Below are 18,807 nucleotides of genomic sequence, written 5' to 3'. Positions count from 1 at the left end.
GGCCCCGGTTTCCCAACCGGTTCCGGATCCGGCCGTTCCGTCCGATCATGGGCTCCGCAGCCCGCGAAACGAGGGGAAGAGCCCATGAGCGACGCCGTCCCCCAGTACGGCTTCACCCAGGCCCGGCGCGGCTACGCGCCCGAGCAGGTCGACCGGGCGCTGGTCGCCCTGACCGCCCAGCGCGACGAGGCATGGGAACGGCTGAGCGTTCTGGGTGCCGGGATCCGGCAGATGGAGACCCGGCTGGCCGACATCCGCCGCGCCGCCGACGAGGCCCCGGAGCCGGACTACCAGGTGCTCAGCGAGCAGGCAGCCGGACTCGCCGAGATGGCCCGGAACGAGGCCCGCGCCGTCAGGGAGAAGGCCGAGCGCTTCGCCGAGGACCTGCGGGACGAGGTGTACGAGGCCGGGCAGGCGCTCGAGAAGGCGGCCAAGGAGTACGCCGCCACCATCCGCGCCGAGGCCGATGCGGCCGCCCGCCGCACCGACGAGCGCACCCGCGCCGAGGCCGAGGGCATCCGCTCCGACGCCGACCGGGAGAGCCGCGCCGCCCGCGACGGCGCCACCGCCTACGCCGCCAAGGTCCGGGTGGCCGCCGCCGAGGCCGGCGAGCACGCCGAGGCCGAACTGGCCGCCAAGCGGCGCCAGGCCGACGAGACCTTCGCCGCGGCCCAGGCCAAGGCCGACGCCGAGGAGGCCGAGGTCTCCGCGACCGCCGAGCGCCGGGTCAAGGAGGCCGAGCAGCACCGGGAGACCGTGCTGAACCAGATCAAGCAGCTGGAGACGGACGCCCAGGCCAAGGCCGACCAGCTGATCGAGCGGGCCCGCCGGGAGGCCGAGAAGATCAACGCGGAGAGCGAGCGCGAGCAGCGCGCCTTCGACGCCCGGCTGGAGACCGTGCAGCAGCACCTGGACCACATCAAGGCCACCCTGGCCTCGCTCACCGGCGCGGCGGTCGGGCAGATCGAGCCCGAGGCGCTCGCCGCCGCCGCCGGGGCCGCGGCCGCTCCGGCGGACGCGGTGGCCGATGCGGCCCCGGCGGACTCGGAGGCGGACACCGGGGAGATCCCGGTGGCGGACCTGCGCAAGGCCGTGGCCGATGCCGCCGCCGGGGCACCCGCGCAGGCTGCGGCACCGGAGAGGGCGACGGCGGTGCTGCGCCAGCCGGTGATCGGCGGTTCCTCGGCCCTCTCCCGGGTCGCCGAGGCCAGGGACGCCGCGGAGGCCGAGGCCGCCGAGCCGGTGCTGACCGGCCCGGTCGCCCCGGCCGTGGTGCCGCCGAAGCCGGCCGCGCCGCCCCAGCAGGTGGCCGAGCGGGACGGCGCGGAGGGCGCCGAGGAGACCCGGATCATCCCGAAGATCATCATCGTGGACGACGGGGCCGACTACGCGGCCCCCAACACCGTCTCCTACCGCCGCCGCTAGGGTCGGCCGGCCGCACCCGCGATCAGTCCGGTGAGCTTCACGTCCTGGGCCCTCAACGCCGACCGGGGCCACCAGGTGATGATGTACGACATCAACCTGCCCCGCTGGTAGTCCCCGGCGAGGAGGTGCCCACCGGACGGGTGCGGACGTCCGGGGCGGGCGCGCGGAGCGGGCGGACGGAGCGGTGAGGCCGAGACCCGTGGCGCCCTCCAGGAAAGGGCGCCACGGTTCCCGGCGCTTGGGCGGGCGCCCCCACCCAGGGTCGCCCGGCCGCGCACCTCCGATCCCCATCGGGGGTGCGACAGTGCCGCCACAGCCATCCCCCACGGTTGGGTGCGGCGGGCACGTTCACCATGGTGCGCGATCTCCATGGACGGCCAGTGACAGGAATATGTCCAGTTCGTGGCGGATGCCGACGGCTGCCGCCCGGCCGGTTCGTCCACCGCCAGGCCGGTGTTCCGTCCAGTGGTTCGCCCGCGGTCGTGTCCCCGGCGGTGCGGCGGGTGCGGTTCGTCCCCGCCCGCTGCGGTGCCGGACGCCGCGGCCGCGCCCGGGTCCTACGCCGCGTGCCCGTCCGTGCCGCGGCGTAGGCTGGAGACCCCCGGCCGCTCGGCGTGCCGGGCCGTTCGCGTTGCCCCGGCGGGCCTCTCGCCGCCCGGAGGCAGCACCAGCCACGGGACGAAGAAGAGACCCCAGATGAGCCTGACCGGACTGCTCGATGTCGTCGCGCGGGACGCGGCGCTCGCCGAGGCGATCGAGGCGGCCACCGCCACCGGAGCCGCGGCCGGCGGACGCCGCCACCTGGACCTGGTCGGACCGCCCGCCGCCCGGCCGTTCGCGATCGCCGCGCTGGCCCGCGCGCTGGCCGGGCAGGCCGCCGGTGACCGCGGCCGACCGGTGCTCGCCGTCACCGCCACCGGCCGGGAGGCCGAGGACCTGGCCGCCTCGCTGCGCTCGCTGCTGCCCGCCGACGCGGTCGCCGAGTACCCGGCCTGGGAGACCCTGCCGCACGAGCGGCTGTCGCCCCGCTCGGACACCGTCGGCCGCCGGCTGGCCGTGCTGCGCCGGATCGTGCACCCGCGGGCGGACGACCCGGCGGCCGGACCGGTGCAGGTGATCGTCGCCCCGGTCCGCTCGGTGCTCCAGCCGCAGGTCAAGGGGCTGGCCGAGCTGGAGCCGGTGGCCGTCCAGCGCGGGGAGTCGCACGACCTGGAGGAGGTGGCCCGCCGGCTCGCCGCAGCCGCCTACGCACGGGTCGAACTGGTCGAGAAGCGCGGCGAGTTCGCCGTCCGCGGCGGCATCCTGGACGTCTTCCCGCCGACCGAGGAGCACCCGCTGCGGGTGGAGTTCTGGGGCGACGACGTCGAGGAGATCCGGTACTTCAAGGTCGCCGACCAGCGTTCGCTGGAGATCGCCGAGCACGGGCTGTGGGCGCCGCCCTGCCGCGAGCTGCTGCTGACCGACCAGGTGCGCGCCCGGGCCGCCGAACTGTCCGCCGAGCAGCCCGGATTGGCCGAGATCCTGGACAAGATCGCCGAGGGCATCGCGGTCGAGGGCATGGAGTCGCTGGCGCCGGTGCTGGTGGACGACATGGAGCTGCTGGTCGACGTGCTGCCGCTCGGCTCGGTCGCGGTGGTCTGCGACCCGGAGCGGGTGCGGACCCGGGCCGCCGACCTGGTGGCCACCAGCCAGGAGTTCCTGCAGGCCTCCTGGGTCGCCGCGGCGGCCGGCGGCGACCGGCCGATCGATCTGGAGACCATCGACGTCTCCGCCGCCTCGCTGCGCTCGCTCGCCGAGGTGCGCGAGCACGCCGCCGAGATCGGGCTGCCCTGGTGGTCGGTCAGCCCGTTCGCGACCAGCGAGTCGACGGTCGACGGGATCCTGGAGTTCGACGCCAACACGCTGACCCTCGGTATGCACGCCGTCGAGGCCTACCGGGGTGACACCGCCCGGGCGATCGCCGACGCCAAGGAGCGGCTGGCCGCCGACTGGCGGGTGGTCATGGTGACGGAGGGCCACGGGCCCGCCTCCCGGCTGGCCGAGGTGCTGGGCAACGAGGGCATCCCGGCCCGGCTGGTCGCCGACCTCGCCGAGGCGCCCACCCGGGACGTCGTGTACGTCTCCTGCGGCTCGATCGAGCACGGCTTCGTGGACGAGAACCTCAAGCTGACGGTCATCACCGAGACCGACCTGTCCGGCCAGAAGTCCTCCACCAAGGACATGCGCCGGATGCCCTCCCGGCGCCGCAACGCGATCGACCCGCTCGCCCTGGTGGCCGGCGACTACGTGGTGCACGAGGCGCACGGGGTCGGCCGGTACGTCGAGATGGTGCAGCGCACCGTCCAGGGCGCCACCCGCGAGTACCTGGTGCTGGAGTACGCCCCCGCCAAGCGCGGCCACCCCGGCGACCGGCTGTTCGTGCCGACCGACCAGCTCGACCAGGTCACCAAGTACGTCGGCGGCGAGGCCCCGACGCTGCACCGGCTCGGCGGCGCGGACTGGGCGAAGACCAAGCAGCGCGCCAAGAAGGCCGTCAAGGAGATCGCCGCCGACCTGATCAGGCTCTACTCGGCGCGGATGGCCGCGCCCGGCCACACCTTCGGGCCGGACACCCCGTGGCAGCGCGAGCTGGAGGACGCCTTCCCGTACGCGGAGACGCCGGACCAGCTGACCACCATCGCCGAGGTCAAGTCCGACATGGAGAAGTCCGTCCCGATGGACCGGCTGATCTGCGGCGACGTCGGCTACGGCAAGACCGAGATCGCCGTGCGCGCTGCGTTCAAGGCGGTGCAGGACGGCAAGCAGGTGGCGGTGCTGGTGCCGACCACGCTGCTGGTGCAGCAGCACTTCTCCACCTTCGCCGAGCGCTACGCCAACTTCCCGGTCACCGTGAAGGCGCTGTCCCGCTTCCAGACCGACAGCGAGGCCAAGGCCGTCCTGGAGGGGCTGTTCGAGGGCTCGGTGGACGTCGTGATCGGCACCCACCGGCTGTTCTCCTCCGAGACCAGGTTCAAGGACCTCGGCCTGGTCATCGTCGACGAGGAGCAGCGCTTCGGCGTCGAGCACAAGGAGCAGCTGAAGAAGCTGCGCGCCAACGTGGACGTGCTCACCATGTCCGCGACCCCGATCCCGCGCACCCTGGAGATGGCGGTCACCGGCATCCGCGAGATGTCCACCATCACCACCCCGCCGGAGGAGCGGCACCCGGTGCTGACCTTCGTCGGCCCGTACGACGAGAAGCAGATCTCGGCCGCGATCCGGCGTGAACTCCTGCGCGAGGGCCAGGTGTTCTACATCCACAACCGGGTGGAGTCGATCGACAAGGCGGCCGCCCGGCTGAAGGACCTGGTGCCCGAGGCGCGGATCGCCACCGCGCACGGGCAGATGGGGGAGACCCAGCTGGAGAAGGTCGTCGTGGACTTCTGGGAGAAGGAGTTCGACGTCCTGGTGTCGACCACGATCGTGGAGTCCGGCATCGACATCTCCAACGCCAACACCCTGATCGTCGAGCGCGGCGACACCTTCGGCCTCTCCCAGCTGCACCAGCTGCGCGGCCGGGTCGGCCGCGGCCGCGAGCGCGGCTACGCGTACATGCTGTACCCGCCGGAGAAGCCGCTCACCGAGACCGCGCACGAGCGCCTGGCCACCATCGCCCAGCACACCGAGATGGGCGCCGGCATGTACGTCGCGATGAAGGACCTGGAGATCCGCGGCGCCGGCAACCTGCTCGGCGGCGAGCAGTCCGGGCACATCGCGGGGGTCGGCTTCGACCTCTACATGCGGATGGTCGGCGAGGCGGTGGCCGAGTTCCGCGAGTCGCTGGCCAACGGCGGCGCGGAGCCGGAGGAGGAGCCGCTGGAAGTGAAGATCGAGCTGCCGGTCGACGCCCACGTGCCGCACGACTACGCGCCCGGCGAGCGGCTGCGGCTGCAGGCCTACCGCTCGATCGCGGCGGTCAACTCGGAGGCGGACATCCAGCAGGTCCGGGACGAACTCGTGGACCGCTACGGGAAGCTGCCCGAGCCGGTGGAGAACCTGCTGCTGGTCGCCGCACTGCGGCTGTACGCCCGGCGGTGCGGGATCTCGGACATCACCCTGCAGGGCGCGAACGTCCGCTTCGGCCCGGTGGAGCTGCGCGAGTCCCAGCAGCTGCGGCTGAACCGGCTCTACCCGCGTAGCCAGGTCAAGGCGGCGGCCCGGCAGTTGCTGGTGCCGCGGCCGAGCACCGGGCGGATCGGCGGCAAGCCGCTGGTCGGGCGGGAGCTGCTGGGCTGGTGCACCGAGTTCCTGTCGGCGATGTTCGACGACCTGGCGGGGGCGAAGAAGTAGCGCCTGCCGGTCGGCGGTTCACGGCGGTCCCGGGCCCGGTCCGGGGCCGCCGTCGTCGGTCCGGGGCGGGTAGGTTCGAGGGGTGACGACGAATGCTGTGCCGACGAACGCTCCGGGCGCGAAGTTGATCCTGCTGACCACCACCCACCGGGTGGCCCCCGGGTTGCTGGCGTGGCCGGCCTGGGAGGCGTTGCGCTCCGCGGGGCGGGTGCTGGTGGCCGACGAGGGGCATCCGCAGGTGGCGGCGGTGCGGCAGGCCGGGGTGGCGGTCGAGGTGGTGCCGGCCGGGTCGGCGCCGGCCCTGGCGCGGCTGCTGACCGGGCAGCCGGCCGACGCCGGACCGACGGTGTGGCTGGGCGGCCCGGACGGGGATCCGGGGCTGACGGACGCGCTGGCCCGCCTCGCGGTGGAGCACGCCGGCGAGGTGCCGGAGATCGAGGTGCTGCCGGGCTCGTACGACCTGCCGGGGGCGCGGTTGCTGGACCTCGCCTCGGTGATGGACCGGCTGCGCTCGCCCGGCGGCTGCCCGTGGGATGCCGAGCAGACCCACGAGAGCCTGGTGAAGTACCTGGTCGAGGAGGCCTACGAGCTGGTCGAGGCGATCGAGGAGGGGGACCGGGACACCCTGCGCGAGGAGCTGGGGGACGTGCTGCTGCAGGTGTTCTTCCACTCCCGGATCGCCGAGGAGCACCCCACCGAGCCGTTCACCATCGACGACGTGGCCGGGGACATCGTGGAGAAGCTGGTGTACCGGCACCCGCACGTGTTCGGGGACGTCGAGGCCGAGGGCGCCGCCGAGGTGGAGGCGAACTGGGAGCAGCTGAAGGCGGCCGAGAAGGCGGACCGGGAGTCCGTCCTGGACGGCGTGCCGGCCGGGCTGCCCGCGCTGGCGTACGCGGCGAAGCTGGTGTCCCGGGTGCGCCGGGCGGGCTTCACCGGGGTGCCGGACGAGCCGTACGAGCTGCCCGCCGAGCTGACCGCGGAGTCGGCGGGCCGGCTGCTGCTCGCGGTGGCGCAGCGGGCGCACGACGCCGGGGTGGACGTGGACGCGGCGCTGCGCTCGGCCGCGCGCGGCTACCGGGACGCGGTGCGCGCGGCCGAGGGGCTCGAGCCGGAGTAGCGGCGCGGGCCGGTGACGGCTCAGGCCGCCGTGGCGGTGCTCCCGGCGGGGCGCCGCTGCGGCGGGACGAGTTCGCCGATCGCCTCACCGATCAGCGCGACCAGTTCGGCGAGGCGCTCCAGGTCGAGGTGGTCGGGCAGGTCGGCGAGGGAGACGATCCGCTCGCCCTTCGGGCCGGCCACGCAGAACAGGTCGATCGGTCCGAGGTGCTTCTCGGCGGTGTCGACCAGGGCGGCGACGTCGCTGGGCCGGCGGATGTCGCCGGAGACGCCCACCACGGGGCAGCCCGGCCGGTCGAGTTCGGCGGCGAGGTCCTCGGCGATCCCGACGTGCTGGTCGGCGATCAGCATCCCGGCGGCGCCGGCCGCGGTGAACCGGCGCGCGAGGTCGGCTCCCGACCCGCCGTCGAGTACCGCGATGACGACGACTGCCCCGCTGACCCTCATTGGTCCGCTCCTCCCTGTGGGCGACACCGCACCGGCGCCCACGCACACTGCGGAGGATCGTAGGCACGTCCTGACCCTCCGCAACAGGGATTACCCCGCAGGTGACCAGACTCACGCCCGCCACCCGGCCAAGAGCTGTCCAAGGACCGTCCACGGACCGTCCACCGGGCGTCCACGCAGTGTTGGCGCGCCGCCCGCGCACCGCTCGTGCGCCGCTCACGAACGGTTCGCGAACCGGCGGCGTCCGGGCGGTCGTCCGGGCGCCGCCGGTCCAGCGGTTACGGTCGACCCATGCCTGCTCAGCCCGACGGCGCCCAGCCCGCCGCCCAGCCCGCCCCGCCGCTCTTCACCTGGGAGTTCGCGGCCGACCCGTACCCCGCCTACGCCTGGCTGCGCGAGCACGCCCCGGTGCACCGCACCAAGCTGCCGAGCGGGGTGGAGGCCTGGCTGGTGACCAGGTACGCGGACGCCCGGCAGGCGCTCGCGGACAGCCGGCTGTCGAAGAACCCGGCGCACCACAGCGAACAGGCGCACCGCACCGGCCGGGTGGGCATCCCGGGGGAGCGGCAGGCGGACCTGATGACCCACCTGCTGAACATCGACCCGCCGGACCACACCCGGCTGCGCCGCCTGGTGTCGAAGGCGTTCACCCCGCGCCGGGTGGCCGAGTTCGAGCCGCGGGTACAGCAGCTGACCGACCGGCTGATCGACGGCTTCGCTCAGCGCGGCTCGGCGGACCTGATCCACGAGTTCGCCTTCCCGCTCCCCATCTACGCGATCTGCGACATGCTGGGCGTGCCGGCCGAGGACCAGGACGACTTCCGCGACTGGGCCGGAATGATGCTGCGACACACGAAGCCGGGTCACGGCGGCAGCCAACGCGGCGGCGTGGGGCGGGCGGTGAAGCGGATGCGGGCGTACCTGCTGGAGCTGATCCACCGCAAGCGGGCCGACCTCGGCGACGACCTGATCTCCGGTCTGATCCGGGCCAGCGACCACGGCGAGCACCTGACCGAGAACGAGGCCGCCGCGATGGCCTTCATCCTGCTCTTCGCCGGCTTCGAGACGACGGTCAACCTGATCGGCAACGGGACGTACGCGCTGCTGCGCAACCCGGGGCAGCGGGCGCTGCTGCAGGAGTCGGTGGCCCGCGGCGAGACGGCGCTGCTGGAGACCGGGATCGAGGAACTCCTGCGCTACGACGGGCCGGTGGAGCTGGCGACCTGGCGGTTCGCGACCGCGCCGCTGACCATCGGCGGGGTGGACATCCCGGTCGGCGACCCGGTGCTGGTGGTGCTGGCGGCGGCGGACCGCGACCCGGCCCGGTTCGCCGACGAGAACACCCTCGACCTGGCCCGGAGCGACAACCCCCACCTGGGTTTCGGACACGGCATCCACTACTGCATCGGTGCCCCGCTGGCCCGGCTCGAGGGGCGGTCCGCGCTGGCCACGCTGCTGTCCCGGCTGCCCGATCTGCGACTGGCCGAAACCCCGGAGAATCTGCGCTGGCGCGGCGGTCTGATCATGCGTGGATTGCGCGAACTTCCGGTCGAATTCAGTCCGGAGATCCGCTCTCCGCACGCCCTTCCTGAGCCGCCGACACACTGACGTGGCGTCGCGATTGCGCGGTTGGCAGCAGTATGAAGGGCCATCAAACCGGACAAAGCTCCGCCGTTGGTAGGCGATCGATCACGGGCCGTAATTTTTGTGTGATGTCGGCGATATGAGCTTGTGATTGGTCTGAGGATCTGTCTAGTCTCCCTGGAGTTCGCAGCTGCGGACCTCGTGCGCGGAACGCCGAATCCTGCCCGCCGCGCCACGGGAAACCGACCAGACCCTGGGCAGGGGCGGGGGAACCAGGTTTGTTGCCGTTCCTCCACGGCTTGGGGTGAAGCCGCCCGAGCGGAATCGATTCCGCCGACGGCGGCCGGGCCACCTCCCGGTCCGAACCCGACAGCTCACCTCGCAGGCGTGCGGAGAGGGACCTCTTCATGCTGTTCGTTGGAACTGGCCGTCATCGTCGTCGCACCCAGGCCGAGAAGGCCATCGCCGTCGCCGGTGTGGCCGGCGTCGGACTCGCGCTGCCGCTCCTCACCGCCACCGGCGCCTCCGCCGCCCCGGCCTCCGCCTGGGACTCCGTCGCCCAGTGCGAGAGCGGCGGCGACTGGGGCATCAACACCGGCAACGGCTTCTACGGCGGCCTGCAGTTCACCTCCAGCACCTGGAAGGCGTACGGCGGCACCGCCTACGCCGCGCAGGCCAACCAGGCCAGCAAGGGGCAGCAGATCGCCGTCGCCGAGAAGGTGCTCGCCTCGCAGGGCCCGGGCGCCTGGCCGGTCTGCTCGCTGAAGGCCGGCCTGAGCAAGGGCGGCGCCCCGGCGGCCGTGGACACCTCCTCGGACACCAAGGCCCAGAAGCAGCAGGCGGCGCCCAAGGAGCAGGCTCCCAAGGCCGCCGCGAAGCCGGTCCAGCAGTACAAGCCGAAGCACGCCGCCCCGAAGCAGGCCGAGCAGCCCGCCGAACAGCCGACGGCCAAGCAGTACGCCCCGAAGCACGCCGCCCCGCGCGCCGCCCAGCCGGCCCCGTCCGCCGCGACCGGCCACGACTACACCGTCCGCGCCGGTGACACCCTGTCGGGCATCGCCGCCGCCCAGGGCGTGCAGGGCGGCTGGCAGGCGCTGTACGACGGCAACCGCGGCACGGTCGGCGGCGACCCGAACCTGATCGTGCCCGGCCAGGTCCTGCACCTCGGCTGACATCTGACGCCCGACGAGGGGGCCGACCGACCGGTCGGCCCCCTTCGTCCGCATTCGCCCGCCCCGGGGGGACAAGCTGGGACAAGCAGGTGAACTACCGGTGGGTAGCGGGGCCACACGCTGAGACGGAACCGAGGTGGACGTGGTCCCGGGAGCCCGGGCGGTTAGGCTCTGGTCGTAACGACTCCGCAATCCTCCGGCCGACAGCACCACCGTCAGCCGGACCCTGCTTCCGCAAGGAGATGCCTCGTGCCGTCCATCGATGTCGTCGTAGCCCGTGAGATCCTCGACTCCCGCGGCAACCCCACGGTCGAGGTCGAGGTCGGCCTCGACGACGGCAGCACGGGTCGTGCCGCTGTTCCGTCGGGTGCCTCGACCGGCGCCTTCGAGGCGCTGGAGCTGCGCGACGGTGACAAGAACCGCTACTTCGGCAAGGGCGTGGAGAAGGCCGTCCTGGCCGTCATCGAGCAGATCGGCCCGGAGCTGGTCGGCTACGACGCCACCGAGCAGCGCCTGATCGACCAGGCCATGCTCGACCTGGACGCCACCCCGGACAAGTCCTCGCTCGGCGCCAACGCCATCCTGGGCGTCTCGCTGGCCGTCGCGCACGCCGCCTCGGAGGCCAGCGACCTGCCGCTGTTCCGCTACCTGGGCGGCCCGAACGCGCACGTCCTGCCGGTCCCGATGATGAACATCCTCAACGGCGGCTCGCACGCGGACTCCAACGTCGACATCCAGGAGTTCATGATCGCCCCGATCGGCGCGGAGTCCTTCTCCGAGGCCGTCCGCTGGGGCGTCGAGGTCTACCACACCCTCAAGGGCGTGCTGAAGGAGCGCGGCCTGTCCACCGGCCTCGGCGACGAGGGCGGCTTCGCGCCGAACCTGGACAGCAACCGCGAGGCCCTGGACCTGATCACCGAGGCCATCCAGAAGGCCGGCTACGTGCCCGGCCGCGACGTCGCGCTGGCCCTGGACGTCGCCGCCTCCGAGTTCTACAAGGACGGCGCCTACCAGTTCGAGGGCAAGGCCCTCTCGTCCGCCGAGCTCATCGAGTACTACTCCGAGCTGGTCGAGGCCTACCCGCTGGTCTCCATCGAGGACCCGCTGGACGAGTCGGACTGGGACGGCTGGAAGGCCATGACCGTCAAGCTGGGCGACAAGGTCCAGCTGGTCGGCGACGACCTGTTCGTCACCAACCCGGCCCGCCTGGCCAAGGGCATCGAGACCGGCACCGCCAACGCCCTGCTGGTGAAGGTGAACCAGATCGGCTCGCTGACCGAGACCCTGGACGCCGTCGAGCTGGCCCAGCGCAACGGCTACCGCTGCATGATGTCGCACCGCTCCGGCGAGACCGAGGACGTCACCATCGCCGACCTGGCCGTCGCCACCAACTGCGGCCAGATCAAGACCGGTGCCCCGGCCCGCTCCGAGCGCGTCGCCAAGTACAACCAGCTGCTGCGCATCGAGGAGATCCTCGACGACGCCGCCGAGTACGCCGGCCGCGGCGCGTTCCCGCGCTTCCGCTCTGCGGAGTAATGAGCTCAGTCGCTCTGCGGACCAGTAAGCACAGTCGCTCTGCGGAGCAATGAGCACAGCAAGTACGAGGGCTGAGAACACGCAGGCCGAAAACCAGGGGGCCGAGGGCCCCCGGTAGCGCAAGCCTGACCGGTGCCCCGCCGCACACCCCGTAGGGTGGACGGCGGGGCACCGTCGCGACCAGGAGGGGATACGGGAGATGGCTGGCTGGAGGATCCCGGGCTTGGCGGCCCGGCCTCGGTTCACGAGCCGGGCGACCGTCCTCGTCCTGGTGCTCTGCTCGCTGGTGGCGATCCTGGCCTACCCGACGCGGCAGTTCATCTCCCAGCGCGCCGAGATCTCCGCCCAGCGGGCGAAGGCCGACCACGCGCGCCAGCAGGTCGATCAGCTGCGCCGGGACAAGGCCCGCTGGCAGGATCCGGAGTACGTCAAGGCGCAGGCCCGCGCCCGGCTGCACTACGCGGTGCCGGGGGAGACCCCGTACATCGCGGTGGACCCGTCCGGCGCGGTCGCCCAGCCGTCCGCCTCCGCCACCACGGCCACCCCCTCCGCCGACGCGGCGGCGGGCCCGGCGAAGGCCGCCAAGCCCTGGTACGCCAGCATCTGGGACTCGGTGGACGCCGCCGACACCGACACCGCCGCGCTGGCCCCCGCGACCCCCCGTCCGCTCCCACCGTCCCCCGTTGGAGACCCCACCCCCCATGACCACTGAGAACCACCCCGCCGTCTCCGACGCCGACGTCGCGGCCATCGCCGCCCAGCTCGGCCGGGTGCCGCGCGGCCTGCGCGGTGTGGCGCACCGCTGCCCCTGCGGCAACCCCGACGTCGTGGAGACGGCCCCCCGCCTGCCGGACGGCACGCCGTTCCCGACGCTGTACTACCTGACCTGCCCCAAGGCCGCCTCGCTGATCGGCACCCTGGAGGCGGAGGGCGTGATGAAGGACCAGACCGCCCGGCTCGCCGAGGACCCGGAGCTGGCCGCCGCCTACCAGAGGGCGCACGAGGACTACATCGCCCGGCGCGACGCGATCGAGGTGCTGGAGGGCTTCCCGAGCGCCGGCGGCATGCCGGACCGGGTGAAGTGCCTGCACGTGCTGGTCGGCCACTCGCTGGCGGCCGGCGAGGGCGTCAACCCGCTCGGCGACGAGGCGATCGGCATGCTGGAGGACTGGTGGGCCAAGGGCCCGTGCGTCTCCCCGGCCGAGGTCCAAGCCGCCGGTGAGCGGGTCGCCCGCAACCGCGCCAAGGAGCAGGACCACGAGGCCGTGATCGCGGCCAAGCAGCAGAAGACCGCGGAGCGCGCCGCCAAGAAGCGCGCCGCCGAGGCCACGACCTCGGAAGCCGGCACGGCGGAGCAGGAGTCCGAGTGAGCATGACCCGGGTGGCCGCGATCGACTGCGGCACCAACTCGATCCGGCTGCTGGTCGCCGACCTCGACCCGGACACGGGCGAGATCACCGACCTCGACCGCCGGATGATCATCAACCGGCTGGGCCAGGGCGTGGACCGGACCGGCCGGCTGCACCCGGACGCGCTGGCCCGCACCTTCGCGGCCTGCCGGGAGTACCGGGAGATCATCACCGGCTTCGGCGTCGGCCCGGAGCGCACCCGCTTCGTCGCCACCAGCGCCTCCCGGGACGCCGAGAACAGCGACGAGTACGTCAAGGGCGTGCGCGACATCCTGGGCGTCGAGCCGGAGGTGGTGAGCGGCAAGGAGGAGGCGCACCTGTCCTTCGTGGGCGCCACCAAGGAGCTGACCGGTGGCCAGTTCCCCGCTCCCTACCTGGTCTTCGACCTCGGCGGCGGCTCCACCGAGTTCGTGCTCGGGGGGGCGGACGTGCAGGCCGCGCGCTCGGTGGACATCGGCTGCGTGCGGCTGACCGAGCGGCACTTCGCCGGCGCCGAGCTGCCCTCCGAGGAGCAGATCGAGCAGGCCCGGGCGCACGTGCGGGCCGAGCTGGACAAGGCCGAGGAGGTCGTCCCGCTGACCGGCGCGGCCACCCTGGTGGGCCTGGCGGGGACGGTCACCACGGTGTCCGCGATCGCCCAGGACCTGCCCGAGTACGACTCGGCGCGGATCCACCACTCCCGGCTCAGCCGCGAGCGGGTCGCGGAGATCGCCCGCGAGCTGCTGGCCGCCACCCACGCCGAGCGGGCGGCCATCCCGTCGATGCACCCGGGCCGGGTGGACGTGATCGCGGCCGGCGCGCTGGAGCTGCTGGAGATCATGGACCGCACCGGCGCCGCCGAGCTGGTCGTGAGCGAGCACGACATCCTGGACGGCATCGCCTGGAGTACGGCCTCCTGACCGCCCGCAGTGCTTACTCCACCGGCCCCGTCGCCCCGTTTCCGGGCGTCGGGGCCGCGGCGCGCCCGGGGGCGGGCGGGAAAGTTCGTGAATTTCTTCACATGGCGATCGGGTCATTCGCCCCACCCCGCCGCCCGCTACGTCCGAATTGTGGGACCGAAGGCCTACCCTCGGTGAGGTCCGCTGGATCGCAGGTCAGGACCGGTTGGGGTTTGAAAATCGAAATCACGAGCGGGAACCCGGGCCCTGTGCGGATCGTTGCTGCTCAGCCGGGTAGTGCTCCGGCGCGCGTTCACGACGGGCCTCCGGGGGTCGTGAGCCGGTGCGCCGGTGCCGTTTTTGCGGGCGCGTAGTGTAGCACGGGGTGTCCATGAGCTTGTGACCGGGCTCACGAAGGCTGCTCCGGACGGTGCTGGATACTTTCGGATATGAGCACCACGGAGCGTCCTCGCATCCTCATTGTCGGCGGTGGTTACGTCGGCCTGTATGCCGCGATGCGCATCCTCAAGAAGATGCGCTACGGCGAAGCGACCGTCACGGTCGTGGACCCGCGGTCGTACATGACGTACCTGCCCTTCCTCCCCGAGGCGGCCGGCGGCAACGTCGCGCCTCGCAACCTCGTCGCGCCGCTGCGCAAGACCCTCAAGCAGGCGGAGGTGCTGACCGGGTCCGTCACCGGCATCGACCACGCCCGCAAGGTCGCCACCATCCAGCCGGCGGCCGGCGACAGCTACGAGCTGCCCTTCGAGTACCTGGTCGTCGCGACCGGTTCGGTCTCCCGCACCTTCCCGATCCCGGGTCTGGCGGAGAACGGCATCGGCATGAAGACGGTCGAGGAGGCCATCGGCCTCCGCAACCACGTCATGGCCCAGCTCGACAAGGCCGAGTCCACCACCGACCCGGAGGTCCGCCGCAAGGCCCTGACCTTCGTCGTCATCGGCGGTGGCTTCGCCGGCATCGAGACGGTCGCCGAGATCGAGGACATGGCGCGCGACGCGTCGAAGCTGTACAAGACGGTCAGCCGCGACGACATGCGCTTCGTCGTCGTCGAGGCCGCCAACCGCATCCTCCCCGAGATGGGCCCGGACCTCGGTCTGTGGACCAAGGAGAAGCTCGAGGAGCGCAACATCGAGGTCTACATCGAGACCTCGATGGACTCCTGCGTCGACGGCCACGTCATGCTGAAGAACGGCATGGAGATGGACGCCGCCACCATCGTGTGGACGGCCGGCGTGAAGCCGAACCCGGTGCTGGCCAACTTCGGCCTGCCGCTGGGCCCGCGCGGCCACGTCGACACCGCGCCGACCCTGCAGGTCCAGGGCTTCGACTACGTCTGGTCCGCCGGCGACAACGCCCAGGTCCCGGACCTCGCCGCCGGCGAGGGCGCCTGGTGCCCGCCGAACGCCCAGCACGCCTGCCGCCAGGCCGTCGTCCTCGGTGACAACGTGATCTCCGGCATGCGGGGCTTCCCGCAGAAGGAGTACAAGCACAAGAACCTGGGTGCGGTCGCCGGTCTCGGCCTGCACAAGGGCGTGGCGATCCTCTTCGGCAAGTACAAGCTGAAGGGCCGTCCGGCCTGGTGGTTCCACCGCCTGTACCACGGCGCGATGGTTCCGACCTTCAACCGCAAGGTCCGCGTCTTCACCGACTGGACCCTCGCGATGTTCCTGAAGCGCGAGGCGGTGGGCCTCTCCCAGATGGAGAACCCGCAGCTTCCGATCCAGGAGGTCACGCCGCCCACCAAGCCCGTCGAGGCCGCCGAGCCGGCCGCCGACAAGGAGCTCGCCAGCAAGTAAGCGACTGGACCCCGGTGTGGGAGCGCCGGGGTATGAGTCGGAGGCCCTCCGCCCGGCAGTGTCGCCGGACCACGACCTCCGTGGTGCTCAGCCGGCCGTGCGACCGGGCGGAGTACAGCAGTAGAGAGCCCCTGCCGAACCCTCGGCAGGGGCTCTCTGTTATTCGCCCACTCGCCTCCGGGCCGCTTCGGGCCCGGTGCCGACGGTCGGCGCTCCCTCGCTCTCCCCCAGCCTTCGGCCGGGGGTACCCCCACCGTCGCTCCCTCGCTTCTCCCTTGCGGCACCGGCGCGGCCCTTCGGCTCGGGGCGGCAGTTCGCCCGCTCACCTCCGGGCGGAGGCGAGCGGGCGAACTGCGGACGGACCGGGCGTCAGTCGGTCTTGATGCTCGCCAGGATGTCCAGCTTGGCCGCCCGGCGGGCCGGCCAGATCGCGGCCACCAGGCCGACCAGCCCGGCCAGACCCAGGAACACCGCCAGCTGGCCGTACGGCACGACCGTGGTCAGCCCGGCCAGGCTGGACTTCAGCGTCCCGTTGATCGCCCAGGCGATGAAGCAGCCGAGCAGCAGGCCGATCCCGGCGCCGAAGAGCGAGATCACCACCGACTCCAGCCGGACCATCCGCTTGATGCCGCGGCGGTCCAGGCCGATCGCCCGCAGCATCCCGATCTCGCGCTTGCGCTCGAAGACCGACATGGCCAGCGTGTTGATCACGCCCAGGACGGCGATCAGGACCGCCATGCCCAGCAGGCCGTACATCAGGTTCAGCGCGAAGGTGATGACCTGGCTGAAGTCGTCCCGGACGTCCTGCTTGGACTTGACCTCGATCACCGGGTTGGCGCCGGTGGCGTCCTTGAGCGACTGCTTGAGGGCGGCGGTGGCGCCGTCCTTGCCCTTGACCAGGACGTCGGCGACGTACGGCTTCGGATCGTGCTTGGCGATCTCGCTGTTGGCCAGCAGGACCGGGCCGAGCATGCCGCCCTTCTCGTACACGCCGCCGACGGTGAGCGGGCCGGTGGACCCGTCCGGGTAGGTCGCGGTCATCGTCGAGCCGGTGGTGACGTTGAACTTCGTCGCGACGTCCTGGTCCACCAGCAGCTGGCCCTTGCCGAGCGCGTCGGTGGAACCGCTGGTCAGCCTGATCTCGGCGAGCTGCTCGAGGACGGCCGCGTCCAGACCGGTGATCGCCTTGGAGGTGCCGTCGAGCTTCCAGTACGCGGCGGTCATCGGCGAGGAGGCCACCACCCCGGGGGCCTTGGCGATCTGGGCGGGCACCTGCCCGGAGAGGTTCATGCCGTTGGCGGTCGAGACGATGTAGTCGGCCTTCATCGACCTGGTGACGGCCCGGTCGATGGTGTCGCCGATCGAGGTGCCGAGCACGGTGAGACCGGTGACCAGGGTCAGCCCGATGGTGAGCGCTGCGGCGGTGGCCGCGGTACGGCGCGGGTTGCGCACCGCGTTCTGCTGGGCGAGCTTGCCCGGGGTGCCGCCCAGCGCCCGCAGCAGCGGGCCGACCAGGGCGACCACCGGGCGGGAGAGCAGCGGCAGCAGCACGAACACGCCGATCAGGGCCAGGAAGGCACCCGCGCCGACCGGCAGCCGGCCGCTGTCGTCGCCGGTGGAGGCACCGTAGCCGATCAGCGCCAGGCCGCCGCCGGCCAGCACCGCGCCGATGGTGTTGCGGACCACCAGGCTCTTCTGGCTGGTCGGCTGGTCACCGCTGCTCATCGCCGCCACCGGCGCGATCCGGGCGGCGCGCACGGCCGGCAGCAGGGCGGACAGGACCGTCACCAGGACGCCGACCAGGAGGGTCACCACGACGGTGAGCGGCTTGATCACCAGCGAGCCGTTCGGCATGTTCTCGTTCAGCGAGCCGATCAGGGACTGCATCCCGGCGCCGATCCCGACGCCGGCCAGCAGACCGGCGGCCGCGGAGACGGTGCCGATCAGCAGCGCCTCGATCAGCACCGAGCGGGTCACCTGCTTGCGGCTGGCGCCGATCGCCCGCAGCAGCGCGAGCTCCTTGGTGCGCTGGGCGACCAGCATGGTGAAGGTGTTGGCGATGATGAAGATGCCGACGAAGAGCGAGATGAAGGCGAAGACCAGCAGCATGGTGCGCATGCTGTCGGTGGCCTGGGCGATCTGCGCCTGCTCGTCCGCCTGCAGCTTGGCGCCGGTCTCGACGTCGAACTGGCGACCGCTCACCTTGGTCTCGACCTGGGCGAGCAGCGCGTCCTGGGAGGTCCCGGGCTTGGCGGTGAGCACGATGCTGCTGTAGCGGCCCGGCTCCAGCAGCGTCTGCTGGGCGGTGGCCTTGTCGAACAGGGTGAGCGTGCCACCGGTGTTCACCACCGGGTCGTCGGTGGTGAAGACGCCGGTGAGCTGGGCCTCGATCACCGGCCCGTTGGCGGCCACCCGCACGGTGTCGCCGACCTTGTAGCCCGCCTTTTCGGCGGTCTTGCGGTCGAGGGCGATCTCCTTGGCGCTCGACGGGCCCCGGCCCTCGGCCATCGGGTAGCGCGGGTCCCGGCCGTCCTGGCCCGGCGCGAAGTTGGCGCCCCTGGCGGCCCAGACCTGGCCGATCAGGTTGCCCTGCTTGTCGGCGACCCCGGTGAAGCCGCCGGCCACGCCGCGGGCACCGGCCGCGCCCGGCAGCGCGGCCAGCTGCTGGACGGTTTCGTCGGTGAGCGTTGCGGAGCCGCCCTCGCTCTTCTCCTTGGCGGAGGCGCGGGAGCCGGCCGAGCGGTCGACGACCTGGACGGCGACGTCCGAGTAGCTCTTGGAGTTGCTGTCCCGCAGGGCCTTGCCGAAGGTGTCGGAGAAGACCATGGTGCCGGCGACGAACGCCGTGCCGAGCATGACGGCCAGCGCCGTCATCAGCAGTCGGCCCTTGTGGGCCAGCACATTGCGCAGTGCGGTGCGATACATGAGGTGTCCTGGGGAGGTTCGAAGGCGTCGGGAAGACGGGCCCTGAGTGTCAGCTGGTGCGGCCCTTGGCCTCGAAGCGGCGCATGCGGTCCAGGACGGTGTCGGCGGTGGGGGCGTGGAGTTCGTCGACGATCCGGCCGTCGGCGAGGAAGACGACGCGGTCGGC

Annotated in this window: 11 protein-coding genes, 2 pseudogenes and 1 riboswitch; of the genes and pseudogenes, 10 read left to right on the top strand and 3 right to left on the bottom strand. The window is 72.4% G+C overall.

What is annotated here, in order from left to right; translation table 11 throughout:
- Positions 1-84: 84 nt before the first annotated feature.
- From ACWCYO_RS10190 to ACWCYO_RS10180, 3 genes are all read left to right on the top strand, one after another.
- On the top strand, positions 85-1,425 hold the full coding sequence (locus ACWCYO_RS10190; protein ID WP_270144586.1) for a hypothetical protein: 1,341 nt from the start codon (positions 85-87) through the stop codon (positions 1,423-1,425).
- 696 nt (positions 1,426-2,121) lie between these two features.
- A complete protein-coding gene (gene mfd, locus ACWCYO_RS10185; RefSeq protein ID WP_270144584.1) occupies positions 2,122-5,754 on the top strand; it encodes a transcription-repair coupling factor in 3,633 nt (1,210 codons plus the stop codon).
- Positions 5,755-5,836: 82 nt separating this feature from the next.
- Positions 5,837-6,874 carry a MazG family protein gene (locus tag ACWCYO_RS10180; protein WP_270144583.1) on the top strand — a complete coding sequence of 346 codons (1,038 nt, stop codon included), beginning with the start codon at positions 5,837-5,839 and terminating at the stop codon, positions 6,872-6,874.
- A 20-nt stretch (positions 6,875-6,894) separates the two neighbouring features.
- Here ACWCYO_RS10180 and ACWCYO_RS10175 read toward each other — a convergent pair whose 3' ends face one another.
- Positions 6,895-7,320: an SDR family NAD(P)-dependent oxidoreductase gene (locus ACWCYO_RS10175; RefSeq protein WP_270144580.1), complete on the bottom strand. Its 426-nt coding sequence runs from the start codon at positions 7,318-7,320 to the stop codon at positions 6,895-6,897.
- A gap of 291 nt (positions 7,321-7,611) precedes the next feature.
- Between ACWCYO_RS10175 and ACWCYO_RS10170 the strand changes: the two genes are divergently transcribed.
- From ACWCYO_RS10170 to ACWCYO_RS10140, 7 genes and pseudogenes are all read left to right on the top strand, one after another.
- Positions 7,612-8,928: a cytochrome P450 family protein gene (locus ACWCYO_RS10170; protein ID WP_270144578.1), complete on the top strand. Its 1,317-nt coding sequence runs from the start codon at positions 7,612-7,614 to the stop codon at positions 8,926-8,928.
- A gap of 210 nt (positions 8,929-9,138) precedes the next feature.
- Positions 9,139-9,306: riboswitch (cyclic di-AMP (ydaO/yuaA leader) on the top strand.
- Positions 9,307-9,311: 5 nt separating this feature from the next.
- Positions 9,312-10,076: a transglycosylase family protein gene (locus ACWCYO_RS10165; RefSeq protein WP_449783943.1), complete on the top strand. Its 765-nt coding sequence runs from the start codon at positions 9,312-9,314 to the stop codon at positions 10,074-10,076.
- A gap of 249 nt (positions 10,077-10,325) precedes the next feature.
- Complete coding sequence (gene eno / locus ACWCYO_RS10160; RefSeq protein ID WP_270144575.1) at positions 10,326-11,612, top strand: phosphopyruvate hydratase; 1,287 nt, start codon at positions 10,326-10,328, stop codon at positions 11,610-11,612.
- 223 nt (positions 11,613-11,835) lie between these two features.
- Positions 11,836-12,324, top strand: coding sequence for an FtsB family cell division protein (locus ACWCYO_RS10155; protein WP_270144573.1), 489 nt, complete (start codon positions 11,836-11,838; stop codon positions 12,322-12,324).
- Positions 12,296-12,817: pseudogene (locus ACWCYO_RS10150) on the top strand (DUF501 domain-containing protein); the annotation flags it as partial. The gene ACWCYO_RS10155 and the pseudogene ACWCYO_RS10150, both read left to right, overlap by 29 nt.
- 167 nt (positions 12,818-12,984) lie before the next feature.
- Complete coding sequence (locus ACWCYO_RS10145) at positions 12,985-13,920, top strand: Ppx/GppA phosphatase family protein (protein ID WP_449783988.1); 936 nt, start codon at positions 12,985-12,987, stop codon at positions 13,918-13,920.
- 428 nt (positions 13,921-14,348) lie between these two features.
- Positions 14,349-15,716 carry an NAD(P)/FAD-dependent oxidoreductase gene (locus ACWCYO_RS10140; protein ID WP_270144571.1) on the top strand — a complete coding sequence of 456 codons (1,368 nt, stop codon included), beginning with the start codon at positions 14,349-14,351 and terminating at the stop codon, positions 15,714-15,716.
- 369 nt (positions 15,717-16,085) lie between these two features.
- On the opposite strand, the gene ACWCYO_RS10135 is transcribed toward ACWCYO_RS10140, so the two are convergent.
- Together ACWCYO_RS10135 and ACWCYO_RS10130 are read right to left on the bottom strand one after the other, a co-directional pair.
- Positions 16,086-18,641, bottom strand: coding sequence for an ABC transporter permease (locus ACWCYO_RS10135; RefSeq protein ID WP_270144569.1), 2,556 nt, complete (start codon positions 18,639-18,641; stop codon positions 16,086-16,088).
- A gap of 49 nt (positions 18,642-18,690) precedes the next feature.
- A pseudogene (locus ACWCYO_RS10130) lies at positions 18,691-18,807 on the bottom strand (ABC transporter ATP-binding protein); the annotation flags it as partial.

The organism is Kitasatospora sp. NPDC001683, from assembly GCF_053596495.1.
The sequence above is the reverse complement of the archived record's forward strand: the minus strand, read 5'-3'. Positions and strand labels throughout refer to the sequence as shown.

Bases quoted from the DNA above. Each gene is read 5' to 3' on its own strand.
- ACWCYO_RS10190 (WP_270144586.1), top strand. From the start codon at position 85: ATGAGCGACGCCGTCCCCCAGTACGGCTTCACCCAGGCCCGGCGCGGC.
- mfd (WP_270144584.1), top strand. From the start codon at position 2,122: ATGAGCCTGACCGGACTGCTCGATGTCGTCGCGCGGGACGCGGCGCTC.
- ACWCYO_RS10175 (WP_270144580.1), bottom strand. From the start codon at position 7,320: ATGAGGGTCAGCGGGGCAGTCGTCGTCATCGCGGTACTCGACGGCGGG.
- ACWCYO_RS10170 (WP_270144578.1), top strand. From the start codon at position 7,612: ATGCCTGCTCAGCCCGACGGCGCCCAGCCCGCCGCCCAGCCCGCCCCG.
- ACWCYO_RS10165 (WP_449783943.1), top strand. From the start codon at position 9,312: ATGCTGTTCGTTGGAACTGGCCGTCATCGTCGTCGCACCCAGGCCGAG.
- ACWCYO_RS10145 (WP_449783988.1), top strand. From the start codon at position 12,985: ATGACCCGGGTGGCCGCGATCGACTGCGGCACCAACTCGATCCGGCTG.
- ACWCYO_RS10140 (WP_270144571.1), top strand. From the start codon at position 14,349: ATGAGCACCACGGAGCGTCCTCGCATCCTCATTGTCGGCGGTGGTTAC.
- ACWCYO_RS10135 (WP_270144569.1), bottom strand. From the start codon at position 18,641: ATGTATCGCACCGCACTGCGCAATGTGCTGGCCCACAAGGGCCGACTG.